We start from the raw sequence: 16382 nt of genomic DNA on the forward strand, positions 1-16382 counted from the left end.
GTTTCAGACGGCCTTTTTGAATTTAAAAGAACAAAAACATAAAAACTGATGACAGAGTAAAATACGTTACACAAAACCTATGACAGACAAAGGGATAATATGGAAACTCAAGCTTTAGAAAAAACTTTTGCTACACACGACGAATTTAACCGTAAGCCGATAGCCGAAAACATCATCAAGTTGCTGACATCGCCCATCGACCTTTCTCCTATGGTCATTGATGGTGGCTGGGGAACGGGCAAAACCGAATTTTGCCAAAAGCTGATTCGGCTCATGCAGCAGCAACATCCCGATTACCAGCCTGTTTATATCGACGCCTTCCGTTCAGACCATAGCGGAGAGCCTCTGCTGGCATTGCTTGCTGAAATCATCAAAACCTGTACGCCTGAAGATACCGATGGACAGCCGTCTGAAAAACGCAAAAATATTACGAGGAAAGTCGCAAGAGCAGTAGGATTCGCGATGAAAACCGTTGCTAAAGCAGCGGTTGGTCATGTCCTAAAGCAAAAATGGGAAGATTTAGAGGAGGGAGTGAGCCAAATTACAAATGATGGGCAAGAAGCAAAAAATGCTGCGGCAACTGTAGCTGGTGTTGCCACCACACTTGCCAGTCATTCCATTGATGCAACTATTGATGCAACCGTCGAAGCTCTATTGAAAGAGCAAATCGAAGCAGAAAAAAATCTGGAAACGCTCAAAGCCTGCCTGAAAGAATTGGCAGCGGACAAACCGATTATCCTGTTTATCGATGAACTCGATCGTTGCCGTCCCGATTATGCGGTTGATATGCTGGAAGTTATCAAGCATGTCTTTGATATTGAAAACGTCAAAGTCGTGCTGGTTACGAATACCAAGCAACTGCGCGCGGCGATTAATCATCGGTACGGCGCAGAGGTGGATGCGCAGAAATATTTAGATAAGTTTTTGAAGTACAGCTTTGCCTTGCCGGGTAAGATTGTGGCTCCGTTTGAGATGGTACAGGCTTTAGTTTCAGTGGAATATTTCAAACAATTGATACGGGATGGCAATTTAAAAGGTTTAATTGGACAAGAGATAACCATAAAACTCATCAGTGATTTGATAGAACGGAACGATTTATCGCTTAGAGAAACAGAACGATTAGTCCGATTTTTAGAGATATATCATTCTTTAAGTCAAAATCTAAGCGGTACTACTAGGTGGGAATATGTCGTGCTACGCGTTACAGGTGTATTTATCTTCTGTTTCTATCCAGAATTAATGGATGGTTTTAATAAACATCGCGTTGATACCAAAGATCTTGCTCGATTGTTTAATCTTCAGTCTTTACCTGGCGTCCCATTAAATAGTTCTAATATTAATTTTACAGATGTTATTGCTGTGATGCTGATTACGTTTAATGATATTAAAGATACAAGTTTTAAATTTGTAACAGATCAACATACAGAATATTGGACCAAACATATAAATGAAACTTTTCTTAAAAATCCATATATTTTCCCTCCTGGAATAAATGGGGTTTTATCAATCCTGACAGAAACTTTCCAAGTCCTCAGTTTTGAAAAAATGCCACAATAAAATAAAAGGCCGTCTGAAACCCCAAAACCAGGTTTTCAGACGGCCTTTTAGCATTTTAATAAACCGATAATTGTCCTATCGAGGCCGTCTGAATTTCAATACGCCAAGCTCGGAGACAAAGCCGTTTAGGGGGATATCATGGGGTTCGGTTGGCAGGGTGTCGGTCAGTTGGCAGCCGAAGCCTACGCCCAGGGTTTGGGTTTGCAGGCGGTATTTCATGGCGGAGAGGGTGGCATCATAATAGCCGCCGGCTTGTCCGAGGCGGTAGCCGCGTTTATCGATGCCGACGATGGGGACCAGCAGCAGGCTGAGTTGGTGGACGCGGATTTTTTTGCCGGTAAATTGGGGGACGCTCAATTTGGCGCGGCCGCGTTTGCGTTCTTGTTTGGCGCCGTCGGCAGGGTAGGGGGTGAACCACATCCGCCGCGTGTTCGGTTCGATATAGGGTAGGTAGAGTTTTGCGCCGCGTTTTTGTGCGGCACGGACAAAGCCGTCCAATCGCAATTCCTTGTCCATCGGCCAATACACGCCGATTTTCCGTCCTTTTTTGATGTAGGGCTTGAGCAGGCGGCTGATGGTTTCGGTGGCGGCGTTTCGCTCGTCGGCGCTCATTTGGGCGCGTGCGCGGCGGAACTGTTTGCGTAGTGCCGATTTTTCGGGATTCCTCATTTTCAGACGGCCTTTCGGGATTGCGGTAGAATGTTGCGATTATAACGATTTTGTTAACATTCAAACAGGACGCACACGATGTGGCACATTGTCGCCATCGGCTATCTTTTTGTTGCCGTGATGTTTTCCGCCGCGCAGCCGAGTATTGCGCGCGCGTTGATTTATTTGGTTTTTTGGGCAGTGTTGCCCACCGTGTTCACGGTCTTTGTCGTGACCATCCGCCGCCGCAACCGCCGGATGAAACGGCAGGAGCAGGCGGAGTTTGAGGCGGCCCGACAAAAGGCGGTACAGACGGATGAAAAACAGGACGGAAAGGTATAAAATCCCTTTTCAGACGGCCTCTTATCCGCTATAATCCGTCAGTTTTCCATTTCGGAAACACTCTTTTATTTTTTAAAACTTATGCCCACTTTCGCCGAAGGGTGCTTGACAATAGGCGCCGCCTATCAAGTTCTATGCGATTGAATGTGTGCTCTTTAACCCTTTCAAGGAAATAACATGTCTCAAATTACTATGCGTCAGATGATTGAAGCCGGTGTTCACTTCGGTCACCAAACCCGTTTCTGGAACCCGAAAATGGCTCAATACATTTTCGGTGCGCGCAACAAAATCCATATCGTAAACTTGGAAAAAACCCTGCCGATGTTCCAAGAGGCGCAAGAAGCCGTACGTCGTCTGGTTGCCAACAAAGGTACAGTATTGTTCGTTGGTACTAAACGCCAAGCCCGCGACATCATCCGCGAAGAAGCTACCCGTGCCGGTATGCCTTTCGTTGATTACCGCTGGTTGGGTGGTATGCTGACTAACTACAAAACCGTTAAGCAATCCATCAAACGCCTGGAAGAAAAAACTGCTGCCCTGGAAAACGCTGCCGAAGGCGGTTTCAACAAAAAAGAAATTCTGGAAATGCAACGCGACGTTGAAAAACTGGAACGTTCTTTGGGCGGTATCAAAAACATGAAAGGCCTGCCTGACGCGATTTTCGTTATCGATACTGGCTACCAAAAAGGTACTCTGGTTGAAGCTGAAAAACTGGGCATCCCTGTTATCGCCGTAGTCGATACCAACAACAGCCCTGACGGCGTGAAATACGTTATCCCTGGTAACGATGACTCCGCCAAAGCCATCCGCCTGTACTGCCGCGGCATCGCTGACGCAGTTTTGGAAGGCAAAAACCAAGCGCTGCAAGAAACTGTAGCCGCTGCCCAAGAAGCTGCTGCCGAGTAATTCGGTACACAGAAGAGGGGCGTTATGCCCCTTTTCTCAAATCCCGTTCTGAAATCCGTTTCAGACGGCCACTATTTCCAAACACGGCAATGGCCGTGTTCCCAAAAATCTAGGAGATTCAAAATGGCAGAAATTACTGCAAAAATGGTTGCCGACCTGCGCGCCGCTACCGGCCTGGGCATGATGGAATGCAAAAAAGCCTTGGTTGAAGCTGAAGGCAACTTCGACAAAGCCGAAGAAATCCTGCGTATTAAATCTGGTGCGAAAGCCGGTAAACTGGCTGGCCGTACTGCTGCCGAAGGCGTATTGGCTTACGCGATCAACGGCAATGTCGGCGCATTGGTTGAAGTAAACTGCGAAACCGACTTCGTTGCTAAAGACGCCGGCTTCGTAGAATTTGCCAACTTCGTTGCGAAAACTGCTGCCGAGAAAAAACCGGCTTCTGTTGAAGAACTGAGCGAATTGGTTGAAGCAGAACGCAAAGCCATCATCGCTAAATTGGGCGAGAACATGTCTGTTCGCCGCTTCCAAGTGATTGACACTGCCAACCAACTGGTTGCCTACATCCACGGTGCTTTGGCTACCGAAGGCGTATTGGTTGAGTATAAAGGCTCTGAAGACGTAGCACGCAAAATCGGTATGCACATCGTTGCCGCTAAACCACAATGTGTAAGCGAAGCCGAAGTAGATGCTGAAACCGTTGAAAAAGAACGCCACATCTACACCGAACAAGCTATCGCTTCCGGCAAACCTGCCGACATCGCCGCTAAAATGGTTGAAGGCCGTATCCGCAAATTCTTGGCTGAAATCACTCTGAACGGCCAAGCATTCGTGATGAACCCTGACCAAACTGTTGCCCAATTCGCTAAAGAAAACGGCACTGAAGTGGTTAGCTTCGTACGCTACAAAGTAGGCGACGGTATCGAGAAAGCCGTTGTTGACTACGCAGCCGAAGTTGCTGCCGCTGCTAAAGTGTAAGGCACTTATGAAAAAGAAAGCACCTAGATTCCAAACGAATCAGGGTGCTTTTTTTTGAGAAAACCGTTTACGGTACCTATTTTAAGACGACCGAATATAAAGGCCGTCTGAAAACCAAAACAATAATAGAACGACACACCATATCATTGTAATCCGACCGTTTGAAAATTCAGACGGCCCTAACTCCGACCGACGACATTCAAGAAAGCAAGGTATCCCATGACACAGCAAATCAAATACAAACGCGTATTACTGAAACTCTCCGGCGAATCCCTGATGGGTTCCGATCCGTTCGGCATCAATCACGATACCATCGTTCAAACTGTCGGCGAAATTGCCGAAATCGTGAGAATGGGTGTGCAAGTCGGTATCGTTGTCGGCGGCGGTAACATTTTCCGCGGCGTATCTGCACAAGCAGGCAGCATGGACCGCGCCACTGCCGACTACATGGGCATGATGGCAACCGTGATGAACGCGTTGGCACTCAAAGACGCATTTGAAACTTTGGGCATCAAAGCGCGCGTACAATCCGCACTGTCTATGCAGCAAATCGCTGAAACTTACGCCCGTCCTAAAGCCATTCAATATTTGGAAGAAGGCAAAGTCGTGATTTTTGCCGCCGGTACCGGTAATCCATTCTTCACGACCGACACTGCCGCCGCATTGCGTGGTGCGGAAATGAACTGCGACGTGATGCTCAAAGCCACCAACGTCGACGGCGTGTACACCGCAGACCCGAAAAAAGACCCATCTGCAACACGCTACGAAACCATTACTTTTGACGAAGCCTTGTTGAAAAACCTCAAAGTGATGGATGCCACCGCTTTCGCCCTCTGCCGCGAACGCAAACTCAATATCGTGGTATTCGGCATTGCTAAAGAAGGCTCGCTCAAACGCGTGGTAACCGGCGAAAACGAAGGTACACTGGTTCACTGCTAATCATTGAAAGGCCGTCTGAAACAGCCGAACGGGATACATTCGGCTTTCAGACGGCCTTTTATTTTCAGTCGGTTGCGTGGGCATTGGCTCATGGTTTGAAAAGGTTAAGGGCTTGCTTGACCATAATATCCAACCGACAACGATACAAAAGGATACCCCATGAATATCACCGTCTTGGCTGTCGGCACGAAAATGCCGCGTTGGGTGGATGAAGCCGTCGGCGAGTACGCCAAACGCTTCGGGCGCGATGTCAATTATGCGCTGAAAGAAATCAAGCCCGAAAAACGCGGCGCGGGTGTGAATGCGGCTCAGGGCATGGCGGCTGAAGAAAAACGCCTGCTGGAAGCCATACCGCAGGGCGCGTTTTTGGTGGTATTGGACGAGCGCGGCAAAGCGCCGACTTCGGTCGAATTGGCGCAACATTTGAAAAGCTGGCAGCAAAACGGCGAACACGTCTGCTTTATTATCGGCGGTGCAGACGGCATGACCGACCGATTGAAACAGCAGGCAAATATGATGATGCGCCTTTCCAGCCTGACCTTGCCGCACGGCATGGTGCGCGTTTTGCTGACCGAGCAGCTTTATCGCGCCGTTTCGATTTTGCACAATCATCCGTATCATCGGGAATAATCTGTTTTGATTGCCGGGATAAGACGGCAATGCCGCCTTGTCGGTTAAAAGCAGGGTTGAACCTGCTTTCAGACGGCCTGATTTTTCCGCATGAATCCTTTATAATCGTTTCTTTGATAAATCAACATCTTTCGGGAGAACCCAAATGTCCGATTTCCGTCAAGACTTCCTCAAATTCGCTTTGGCACAAAATGTGTTGAAATTCGGCGAATTTACGACTAAGGCCGGCCGTCAGTCGCCTTATTTTTTCAATGCCGGTTTGTTCAATGACGGCGCATCGACGTTGCAGCTGGCGAAGTTTTACGCCGAGGCCATTATTGCCAGCGGCGTGAAGTTCGATATGCTGTTCGGCCCAGCCTATAAAGGCATTATTTTGGCGGCGGCAACAGCGATGATGTTGGCGGAAAAAGGCGTAAACGTACCGTTTGCCTACAACCGCAAAGAAGCCAAAGACCACGGCGAAGGCGGTGTGTTGGTGGGCGCTCCTTTGAAGGGTCGCGTGCTGATTATCGATGATGTGATTTCCGCCGGTACATCCGTGCGCGAGTCGGTCAAACTGATTGAGGCCGAAGGCGCAACGCCTGCCGCAGTGGCCATTGCGCTCGACCGTATGGAAAAAGGCACGGGCGAATTGTCGGCGGTGCAGGAAGTCGAAAAACAATACGGCCTGCCGGTGGTTTCGATTGCCAACCTGAATGACTTGTTCACGCTTTTGCAAAACAATGCCGAATTTGGAGGCTTCTTCGAGCCGGTCAAAGCCTATCGCGAACGTTACGGCGCGGTTTAAACCATAACATTATGCTCAGGTCGTCTGAAATGTTTTCAGACGGCCTGAAACATTGGCTAAAATATATTTTTGATTTAATACACTTACGGAAAATACTCATGCCTGCTTGTTCTTGTCCTCATTGTAAAACACCGCATTGGGTGAAAGATGCCCAGTTGAACGTGGCGCAGGGTTTCGTGGTCTGCACGCGTTGTTCGGGGATGTTTAAGGCCAAGAATTATCTGTCGGGCAACTTGCCGGCCGATCCGGCCCATCTGCCTGTGGCGGTAACGGATGTGCGCCTCGTGCATAACATCGGCGCGCAAATCCTCAAGCATTCCAAACTTTCGCGCAAAGAAATTTCCGATTTGCTCAACAGCGCGCTCAAGGAAGAGCCCAAGACGGAAGAGCAGGCGGCGGTCAAAACGCGCAAGGACGGTTTCAACTGGACTTTGGCATCGTTGATTGCGCTGACGGTTTTGATTATGCAACTCTTTTATCTTGCCCTGCTATGAGTGCCATCGCCCATTTTGTCGCCAGCTTTCGCGAAGCCGCGCCCTATATCCAATATTTGCGCGGCAAAACCATGGTGGTCGGCGTGACCGACAGCCTGTTGGAAGGCGAACCCCTGATTCGTTTGGCCGCAGATTTGAACCTGTTGGCCAGCTTGGGCTTGCGTTTGGTCTTGGTACACGGTTCACGGCATTTGCTTGATAAATTAGCTTCGGGTCGGGATTTTGTTCCGAAATACAGCGGCAGCCGACGGATTACCGATGAAGCGACTTTGATGGAAGTGAAGCAGGTGGCGGGGATTATCCGCAGCGATGTGGAAGCCGCCTTGTTCAGCAGCGTATCCGCACAGCAACGGAGCAAGCCACCGGTTATTGCGTGCGGCAACTTTATTACCGCCCGTCCGTTGGGCGTTATCGACGGCGTAGATATGGGCTATACCGGTACCGTCCGCAAAATCGACGCGGAAGAAATCCGTTTGCGTTTGGATGGCGGCGCGGTGGTGCTGATCAGTCCTTTGGGGCATTCGTACAGCGGCAAAACCTTCAATCTGAGCATGTGCGAAACCGCGCAGGAAGTGGCAATGGCTTTGCAGGCGGAGAAGCTGGTTTTCCTGACCGAAGAAACCGGTATCCGCCGCGCCGACGGCTCGTTGGCCAATACTTTGTCTGTCGGCGAAGTGCAGGAGCTGATACACGACAATCCCGATGCGCCGGCCGATTTGCTGCATGCGGCGGTAGGCGCGTTGGAAAACGGCGTATCGCGGGTGCAGATTCTCAACGGCCGTGAAGATGGCAGCCTGTTGCGCGAGCTGTTTACCCGCGAGGGCAGCGGTACCTCGATTGCGCGTGAGCCGTTTGTTTCCATCCGTCAGGCACGCAGCGACGACATTCCGCACATCATCGCCTTAATCCGTCCTCTGGCGGAACAAGGCATCTTGTTACACCGTAGCCGCGAGTATTTGGAAAACCATATTTCCAGTTTTTCCGTATTGGAACACGATCAAAATATTTACGGCTGCGTGGCGTTGAAAACCTTTGCCGAACCGGACTGCGGCGAATTGGCCTGTCTGGTGGTGTCGCCCGAAGCTCGTGACGGCGGTTACGGCGAATTGCTGTTGGAACATCTGTTTCAAAAAGCACGCGCCTTAAATATCAAAACGCTTTTCGCCTTATCCACACATACAGGCGAATGGTTTGTCGAACGGGGCTTTCAGACGGCCTCGGCCGATGATCTGCCTGCCGAGCGCCGGCAGGAATACAATGCCAACGGTCGCAATTCCAAAGTATTTGTTTATGACTTGCAGGCCGTCTGAAAACTTCAATCTATTATCCGTTTTTAAAAATCACTTAAATCTTATGTTGAAAATTATCTCTGCCAACGTCAACGGCATCCGCTCCGCCTATAAAAAAGGTTTTTATGAATACATCGCCGCTTCCGGTGCCGACATCGTCTGCGTGCAGGAACTGAAGGCACAAGAGGCCGACCTGTCAGACGATATGAAAAATCCGCACGGTATGCACGGCTACTGGCATTGCGCCGAAAAGCGCGGTTACAGCGGCGTGGCGGTGTACAGCAAACGCAAACCCGACAATGTGCAAATCGGCATGGGCATTGAAGAATTTGACAGAGAAGGCCGTTTTGTCCGTTGCGATTTCGGCAAGTTGTCGGTAATTTCGCTGTATCTGCCCAGCGGCAGCAGCGCGGAAGAGCGCCAACAAGTGAAATACCGCTTTTTGGACGCGTTCTATCCCATGCTCGAAGCCATGAAAAACGAAGGGCGCGATATTGTCGTCTGCGGTGACTGGAACATTGCCCACCAAAACATCGACTTGAAAAACTGGAAGGGCAATCAGAAGAATTCGGGCTTCTTGCCTGAAGAGCGCGAATGGATAGGCAAAGTCATCCATAAGCTCGGTTGGACGGATATGTGGCGCACACTTTATCCCGATGTACCGGGCTATACATGGTGGAGCAACCGCGGACAAGCGTATGCGAAAGATGTCGGGTGGCGTATCGATTATCAGATGGTTACGCCGGAGTTGGCCGAAAAAGCTGTTTCCGCACATGTTTATAAAGACGAAAAATTCTCGGATCACGCCCCTTTAGTTGTGGAGTATGACTATGTTGCCGAATAAGGTTTTTGGTAAATATGATTGGAATATAAACGGCAAAACCGGCGTAGGCGCGGCGTGGGTCGTGGCGGCATTTGTGCTGCCTATGCTGGTGTGGGCGGTGTTTATGCTGGCGCGGATGTCCGGCTGGGTTGCACCGACCAAGGCCAATCCGACGTGGGCGTTGGTGTGGCTGCTGTTTTCACTGCCTTGCCTGCTGATTGCGGCCAAATGCTTTGCTTGGAAGGGCTGGAGGCTGGTTGCCAACATCGTACTTTGCCTGGCGACTTGTGCCATCCTCAGCGTGCCTGCCGCATTGCTGATCGCATTTACACTCAACGACTTGCTCAAATAGGCCGTCTGAAATGCAGAGCTTCGAACTCGAAGAAATGGCACTGTTTCTGATACGCGATGCGGATGAAGCGGAAATGTGGATAGACCGCTGGGCGGTCAGCTATCCGATTGTTCAAACTGCTGAAGCCGATAGTCGGCAAACCATTTCCGAATGGCAACACGCCATTCAGACGGCATTCGACCATATCGTCAGCAGAAATATTGCCGTCGTGGCTCATGGTGCCGGCGTGTCCGCATTTTTGGCATGGCTGTATCAAACCGACATCCTGACGCAAAAACGCCTGACCAATATTATTTTAGTCTCGCCGCGTCCAGAAGCTTTTCCCGAGGACGAAATCCATACGTTCCAACGCGTCCGCTGCCCTTGCCGTACAGCGTTGGTTATCGCCGAAACAAACGGCACGCCACGCGATTGGGCGCAAGAGCAGGCAAACCGGTGGAACGCTCGTCTGCTTCAATCGCCGCATTCCGGCCAGTTAAACAGCGCACTCGGCGGCTGGCAATGGGGCATGAAGCTGATGCAGGAAATGCTGTTGAGTAAGTAGTTTAGAAGTGTCTATTGATAAACAAAGGCCGTCTGAAACCGATATGTATTTCAGACGGCCTTTATTTTCAAACATCATGTTAAATATAATTAAAAGAAACTATTCTCATTTCTTTTTTGAAACAATATAATTCAGCTGTTTCGTTAAATTGAGTATAAAAATGCAAATACCATTTCATTTGGCTTTATTACCCACGCTGATTATTGCTTCCTTCCCTGTCGCTGCCGCCGATACGCAGGATAATGGTGAACATTACACCGCCACTCTGCCCACCGTTACCGTGGTCGGACAGTCCGATACCAGCGTACTCAAAGGCTACATCAACTACGACGAAGCCGCCGTTACACGCAACGGCCAGCTCATCAAAGAAACGCCGCAAACCGTCGATACGCTCAATATCCAGAAAAACAAAAATTACGGTACGAACGATTTGAGTTCCATCCTCGAAGGCAATGCCGGCATTGACGCTGCCTACGATATGCGCGGTGAAAGTATTTTCCTGCGCGGTTTTCAAGCCGACGCATCCGACATTTACCGCGACGGCGTGCGCGAGAGCGGACAAGTGCGCCGCAGCACTGCCAACATCGAGCGCGTGGAAATTCTGAAAGGCCCGTCTTCCGTGCTTTACGGCCGCACCAACGGCGGTGGCGTCATCAACATGGTCAGCAAATACGCCAACTTCAAACAAAGCCGCAACATCGGAGCGGTTTACGGCTCGTGGGCAAACCGCAGCTTGAATATGGACATCAACGAAGTGCTGAACAAAAACGTCGCCATCCGCCTCACCGGCGAAGTCGGGCGCGCCAATTCGTTCCGCAGCGGCATAGACAGCAAAAACGTCATGGTTTCGCCCAGCATTACCGTCAAACTCGACAACGGCTTGAAATGGACGGGGCAATACACCTACGACAATGTGGAGCGCACGCCCGACCGCAGCCCGACCAAGTCCGTGTACGACCGCTTCGGACTGCCTTACCGCATGGGTTTTGCCCACCCGAACGATTTTGTCAAAGACAAGCTGCAAGTTTGGCGTTCCGACCTTGAATACGCCTTCAACGACAAATGGCGCGCCCAATGGCAGCTTGCCCACCGCACGGCGGCGCAGGATTTCGACCATTTTTATGCAGGCAGCGAAAACGGCAGCCGAATCAAACGCAACTACGCCTGGCAGCAGACCGACAACAAAACCCTGTCGTCCAATTTCACGCTAAACGGCGACTACACCATCGGCCGTTTTGAAAACCACCTGACCGTAGGCATGGATTACAGCCGCGAACACCGCAACCCGACCTTGGGTTTCAGCCGCACCTTTTCCGCCTCCATCAACCCCTACGATCGCGCGAGCTGGCCGGCTTCGGGTAGATTGCAGCCCGTTCTCACTCAAAACCGACACAAGGCCGATTCCTACGGCATCTTCGTGCAAAACATCTTCTCTGCCACGCCCGATTTGAAATTCGTCCTCGGCGGCCGTTACGACAAATACACCTTTAATTCCGAAAACAAACTCACCGACAGCAGCCGCCAGTACAGCGGCCACTCGTTCAGCCCCAACATCGGCGCAGTGTGGAACATCAACCCAGTCCACACTCTTTACGCCTCGTATAACAAAGGCTTCGCGCCTTATGGCGGACGCGGCGGCTATTTGAGTATCGACACGTCGTCTGCCGCCGTGTTCAACGCCGACCCCGAGTACACCCGCCAATACGAAACTGGCGTTAAAAGCAGTTGGCTGGACGACCGCCTCAGCACTACATTGTCCGCCTACCAAATCGAACGCTTCAATATCCGCTACCGCCCCGACGCGCAAAATGATCCCTACACTTGGGCAGTCGGCGGGAAACACCGTTCGCGTGGCGTGGAATTGTCCGCCATCGGGCAAATCATCCCCAAAAAACTCTATCTGCGCGGTTCGTTGGGCGTGATGCAGGCGAAAGTCGTTGAAGACAAAGAAAATCCTGACCGAGTGGGCATCCATTTGAATAACACCAGCAACGTTACCGGCAACCTGTTTTTCCGTTATACCCCGACCGAAAACCTCTACGGCGAAATCGGCATAACCGGTACAGGCAAACGCTACGGCTACGACTCAAGAAATAAAGAAGTGACTACGCTTCCAGGCTTTGCCCGAGTTGACGCCATGCTTGGCTGGAACCATAAAAACGTCAACGTTACCTTTGCCGCGGCCAATCTGCTCAATCAAAAATATTGGCGTTCGGATTCCATGCCGGGTAATCCGCGCGGCTATACTGCCCGGATAAATTATCGTTTCTGATGAAATCAGGCAAAGGCCGTCTGAAAATAAGGCTAATTATCTAAGCCATATTTCAGGCGGCCTTTTATAAAGGTTGAAATAAAACTAAACACATTTTTTCACTCAAATCGAACACACCTCCAACAAAATGCCATAAAATCGGCCCATTGATTTGAATGTAAAGAGATACCTATGAAACTGAAAACCTTAGCTTTGACTTCATTGACCCTGTTGGCATTGGCCGCTTGCGGCAAACAGGCTGAAACCAGCGTTCCGGCAGACAGCGCCCAAAGCAACACATCCGCTCCGGCAGCCCCTGCCGCATTGACCGAAGGTGTCAATTACACCGTATTGTCCAATCCGATTCCGCAACAGCAGGCCGACAAAATCGAAGTATTGGAATTCTTCGGCTACTTCTGCCCGCATTGCGCCCATCTTGAGCCGGTTTTGAGCGAGCACATCAAAACGTTTAAAGACGATACCTATATGCGCCGGGAGCATGTCGTGTGGGGTGATGAAATGAAACCTTTGGCACGTTTGGCGGCCGCAGTGGAAATGGCCGGTGAATCAGATAAAGCCAACAGCCATATTTTCGATGCGATGGTTAACCAAAAAATCAACTTGGCCGATACCGATACCCTGAAAAAATGGTTGTCCGAGCAAACTGCATTTGACGGCAAAAAAGTATTGGCTGCATTTGAGGCCCCTGAAAGCCAAGCGCGTGCGGCTCAAATGGAAGAGTTGACCAATAAATTCCAAATCAGCGGCACACCGACCGTTATCGTCGGCGGCAAATACCAAGTCGAATTTAAAGACTGGCAGTCCGGCATGACCACGATTGACCAGTTAGTGGACAAAGTACGCGAAGAGCAGAAAAAGCCGCAATAAGTTGAGGATTGAATAAGCAAGGATTTCGCGCTCCTTCCACTTCGTTTTCCTTTACTATGCTGAAAGATCCAAACAATGTGTGATTACTGTTCTGACCTGCGACCTACCGTTCGTATCAGGGTTCCGAAAAAATTATCGCAAATGTTACTGCGAGCCTCTGATCGTTTAGCAGACGGCACGCTCATCGACATTACCCCAGCCTACGGCAAAGTTTATGGTCCCAGCCTTGATTTTGCTAAAACCATTGCCAATAGCGGTTACATTACCCATACTGATTCTCAGGGTAATCGTGACATATATGGTTGGAACGATTTCGTGGTACATTATTTTCAATGTACGCACTGCAATGCCGTTTTCAGGCTTGGTGCCGAAACCTACCATGGTAGTGGTGGCCAATGGGAAATGTTGGAAGAGGCATCGGTACGCTATGAAAATCCTTAAAAGGAATAGATTTCATAGTTATATGTGAATAGTAATTCTTGCTAGAGTAAAAATAAAAACGCCGTCTGAAACTTTTCAGACGGCGTTTTCTGTCAAATCAGTTTACAAACCCGGGAACATTCCTTTCATTCCCTTCATGCCTTTGGCCAAGCGCATCAGTTTGCCCAAGCCGTTGCCGCTGAACATCTTCATCATTTGTTGCATTTGTTCAAACTGTTTGAGCAATTTGTTCACTTCCTGCACGGTCGTACCCGCACCCATTGCAATACGGCGTTTGCGGCTGGCTTTGAGCAGGGCAGGGTTGGCGCGTTCTTTAGGGGTCATCGAGTTGATGATGGCTTCTACTTTGCCCATCGCTTTTTCAGCCGTACCTTCGGGGATTTGTTTCGATATTTGGCCCAGTTCGCCCGGCATTTTCGACATCAGGTTTTCCAAGCCGCCCATATTGCGCATCTGCTGAATTTGTTCTCTAAAGTCATTGAGATCAAAGCCTTTGCCTTTTTGCAGCTTTTTCGCCATTTTGGCGGCGGCCTCTTCATCAATACCTTTTTGAACGTCTTCAATCAGGGTCAATACGTCGCCCATACCGAGGATACGGCTCGCAAGACGGTCGGGGTGGAAAGGCTCGAGGCCGTTGATTTTCTCGCCGACGCCGATAAATTTAATCGGTTTGCCGGTTACATGGCGTACGGACAATGCCGCACCGCCGCGCGAGTCGCCGTCCATCTTGGTCAATACGACACCGGTCAGCGGCAGGGCTTCATTAAATGCCTGTGCAGTGTTCACCGCATCCTGACCCAACATGGCATCAATAACGAACAAGGTTTCAACCGGATTGATCGCCGCATGAAGCGCTTTGATTTCGTTCATCATCTCTTCATCGATTGCCAGGCGGCCGGCGGTATCGACCATCAATACATCGTAAAAATGTTTTTTGGCGTAATCGACGGCGGCAGTTGCAATCTCAACCGGTTTTTGGTTGGTATCAGACGGGAAAAAGTCCACGCCGACCTGTTCGGCCAACAGGCGCAGCTGTTCAATTGCGGCAGGGCGGTAAACGTCGGCAGATACCACCAAAACTTTTTTCTTCTGATCGTTTTTCAGTAGGCGAGCGAGTTTGCCGACGGTTGTTGTCTTACCGGCACCCTGCAAACCGGCCATCAAAACGATGGCAGGCGGTGAAACCGATAAATCCAGTGTTTTGTTTTCCTTGCCCATCAGTTCGACTAAGGCTTGGTTGACCACGCCAATAAAGGCTTGGTCAGGCGTCAGGCTGCCGACGACTTCTTGGCCAAGGGCCTGTTCTTTGACTGTGTTGACGAATTCTTTAACGACGGGCAATGCAACGTCGGCTTCCAGCAGGGCAAGACGAACCTCGCGCAAGGCTTCTTTAATATTGTCTTCGGTCAGCGTTGATTGGCCGCGAATATTTTTAAGTACCTTGCTGAAGCGGTTGGTCAGGTTGTCTAACATACTTATCCTTGATAATGAGAATAGCTGCCCAATACAGGGCATTCTTTGTTAAAATAAAATTCGGATTATTTTACACGATAGTCCGAAGTTATGCTTCAAGAACACAAACACGCACACCAAGGCCGTCTGAAACCCTGCCGGCTGTCCGTCTAGTGTTCACACCTCTATTGAGAAAGATATTTATGCCGATTGTCTTAATCTGCCTTATGCTGGTGTATGCCGGATTGGGCGCATTTTCCTGGTTGCAACATAAAAAGCACAATAATAAGTCTTACCCGTTGAAAACCGAGCTGCTGATTTTGAGTGGCGCATTATTGGTACATGGCGCAGCATTGATGTTCCCAGTATTGCAGGATAGGGTATTGATTACCGGTTTTGGCTATTCGCTCAGCCTGATAGTTTGGCTGATGCTGATGATGTACTGCTTAGGCAGCTTCTTTTATTGTCTGCGCGGTGTGCAACTCTTATTGTATCCCTGTGCCGCATTGACCTTATTGCTGGGTTTCCTTTTCCCGGGAGATTTCACAGGTCGTCAAATCGTAGACTTATTGCCGCTGTCGCACATCGCATCATCATTGCTTGCATACGGACTATTTGGCATCGTTACCTTATTTGCCATCCTGATCCTTTTGCTCGACCGCAATCTGCACAAACGCCGTTTTTCCGCATTGGTCAGCTTCTTGCCGCCATTATTGAGTTTGGAAAAACTCATGTTCCAAGGTATGTGGGCAGGATTCGTTTTATTGACCTATTCCGTAATCAGCGGTACGTTTTTTGCAGAAACCGTTTTCGGCAAGCCGATGACCTTTACGCATAAAACCATCTTCAGTATTATGTCGTGGCTGATTTATGGCGCATTATTGTTGAAACACAGCATGACCGCATGGCGTGGCAAAAAAGCCGCCGTTTGGACTATTATCGGATTTGTCAGCCTGATTTTTGCCTATGTAGGCAGTAAATTCGTCCTAGAAATTGTCCTTCAGCGTATTGGATAAATAGAAAACATAAAAAAGGCCGTCTGAAAGAGCATTTCAGACGGC

18 protein-coding genes are annotated in these 16382 nt (G+C 49.7%); 16 read left to right on the forward strand and 2 right to left on the reverse strand.

The features are described from left to right. The first annotated feature begins 99 nt into the window (after positions 1–99). On the forward strand, positions 100–1557 hold the full coding sequence (locus HMPREF2560_RS08680; protein WP_070608449.1) for a KAP family P-loop NTPase fold protein: 1458 nt from the start codon (positions 100–102) through the stop codon (positions 1555–1557). Positions 1558–1632: 75 nt separating this feature from the next. On the opposite strand, the gene HMPREF2560_RS08685 is transcribed toward HMPREF2560_RS08680, so the two are convergent. Then, a complete protein-coding gene (locus tag HMPREF2560_RS08685; protein ID WP_070608451.1) occupies positions 1633–2226 on the reverse strand; it encodes a 5-formyltetrahydrofolate cyclo-ligase in 594 nt (197 codons plus the stop codon). A gap of 78 nt (positions 2227–2304) precedes the next feature. On the opposite strand from HMPREF2560_RS08685, the gene HMPREF2560_RS08690 reads away from it, so the two are divergent. The 14 genes from HMPREF2560_RS08690 (at position 2305) to HMPREF2560_RS08755 (ending at position 13869) form a co-directional block, all read left to right on the forward strand. Next, positions 2305–2547 carry a hypothetical protein gene (locus HMPREF2560_RS08690; protein ID WP_070608453.1) on the forward strand — a complete coding sequence of 81 codons (243 nt, stop codon included), beginning with the start codon at positions 2305–2307 and terminating at the stop codon, positions 2545–2547. 177 nt (positions 2548–2724) lie between these two features. After that, on the forward strand, positions 2725–3453 hold the full coding sequence (rpsB, locus tag HMPREF2560_RS08695) for a 30S ribosomal protein S2 (RefSeq protein WP_002230071.1): 729 nt from the start codon (positions 2725–2727) through the stop codon (positions 3451–3453). Between the two features lie 123 nt (positions 3454–3576). Continuing rightward, a complete protein-coding gene (gene tsf / locus HMPREF2560_RS08700) occupies positions 3577–4431 on the forward strand; it encodes a translation elongation factor Ts (RefSeq protein ID WP_002215087.1) in 855 nt (284 codons plus the stop codon). A 219-nt stretch (positions 4432–4650) separates the two neighbouring features. Beyond that, on the forward strand, positions 4651–5370 hold the full coding sequence (gene pyrH, locus HMPREF2560_RS08705; RefSeq protein ID WP_003708812.1) for a UMP kinase: 720 nt from the start codon (positions 4651–4653) through the stop codon (positions 5368–5370). Positions 5371–5529: 159 nt separating this feature from the next. After that, positions 5530–6000: a 23S rRNA (pseudouridine(1915)-N(3))-methyltransferase RlmH gene (gene rlmH / locus HMPREF2560_RS08710; protein ID WP_036493712.1), complete on the forward strand. Its 471-nt coding sequence runs from the start codon at positions 5530–5532 to the stop codon at positions 5998–6000. Positions 6001–6145: 145 nt separating this feature from the next. Continuing rightward, positions 6146–6787, forward strand: a complete 642-nt coding sequence (gene pyrE / locus HMPREF2560_RS08715; protein WP_003682682.1) for an orotate phosphoribosyltransferase — start codon at positions 6146–6148, stop codon at positions 6785–6787. A 98-nt stretch (positions 6788–6885) separates the two neighbouring features. Further along, positions 6886–7281: an MJ0042-type zinc finger domain-containing protein gene (locus tag HMPREF2560_RS08720; RefSeq protein ID WP_070608456.1), complete on the forward strand. Its 396-nt coding sequence runs from the start codon at positions 6886–6888 to the stop codon at positions 7279–7281. Then, a complete protein-coding gene (gene argA / locus HMPREF2560_RS08725) occupies positions 7278–8591 on the forward strand; it encodes an amino-acid N-acetyltransferase (RefSeq protein ID WP_070608458.1) in 1314 nt (437 codons plus the stop codon). The genes HMPREF2560_RS08720 and argA overlap by 4 nt, the downstream gene beginning before the upstream one ends. 43 nt (positions 8592–8634) lie before the next feature. Beyond that, positions 8635–9414: an exodeoxyribonuclease III gene (locus HMPREF2560_RS08730; protein WP_070608460.1), complete on the forward strand. Its 780-nt coding sequence runs from the start codon at positions 8635–8637 to the stop codon at positions 9412–9414. Next, entirely contained in the window at positions 9401–9745 is a 345-nt protein-coding gene (locus tag HMPREF2560_RS08735) for a hypothetical protein (protein ID WP_070608462.1), read from the forward strand. The genes HMPREF2560_RS08730 and HMPREF2560_RS08735 overlap by 14 nt, the downstream gene beginning before the upstream one ends. A 10-nt stretch (positions 9746–9755) precedes the next feature. Continuing rightward, positions 9756–10289, forward strand: a complete 534-nt coding sequence (locus HMPREF2560_RS08740) for an alpha/beta hydrolase (protein ID WP_070608464.1) — start codon at positions 9756–9758, stop codon at positions 10287–10289. Between the two features lie 160 nt (positions 10290–10449). After that, on the forward strand, positions 10450–12561 hold the full coding sequence (locus HMPREF2560_RS08745; protein WP_070608466.1) for a TonB-dependent receptor: 2112 nt from the start codon (positions 10450–10452) through the stop codon (positions 12559–12561). 171 nt (positions 12562–12732) lie between these two features. Further along, positions 12733–13428, forward strand: coding sequence for a thiol:disulfide interchange protein DsbA/DsbL (locus tag HMPREF2560_RS08750; RefSeq protein WP_070608468.1), 696 nt, complete (start codon positions 12733–12735; stop codon positions 13426–13428). A 141-nt stretch (positions 13429–13569) separates the two neighbouring features. Beyond that, positions 13570–13869 carry a hypothetical protein gene (locus HMPREF2560_RS08755; RefSeq protein WP_083306197.1) on the forward strand — a complete coding sequence of 100 codons (300 nt, stop codon included), beginning with the start codon at positions 13570–13572 and terminating at the stop codon, positions 13867–13869. 102 nt (positions 13870–13971) lie between these two features. Here HMPREF2560_RS08755 and ffh read toward each other — a convergent pair whose 3' ends face one another. Further along, positions 13972–15342: a signal recognition particle protein gene (ffh, locus tag HMPREF2560_RS08760; protein ID WP_070608472.1), complete on the reverse strand. Its 1371-nt coding sequence runs from the start codon at positions 15340–15342 to the stop codon at positions 13972–13974. A gap of 182 nt (positions 15343–15524) precedes the next feature. Between ffh and ccsA the strand changes: the two genes are divergently transcribed. After that, the gene (gene ccsA / locus HMPREF2560_RS08765) at positions 15525–16337 is read left to right on the forward strand and encodes a cytochrome C assembly family protein (protein WP_070608475.1); all 813 of its coding nucleotides are present in this window, start codon (positions 15525–15527) and stop codon (positions 16335–16337) included. The last annotated feature ends 45 nt before the right edge of the window (positions 16338–16382 follow it).

Origin of the sequence: Neisseria sp. HMSC078H04, from assembly GCF_001838135.1 — a bacterium.
Taxonomy (GTDB): domain Bacteria; phylum Pseudomonadota; class Gammaproteobacteria; order Burkholderiales; family Neisseriaceae; genus Neisseria.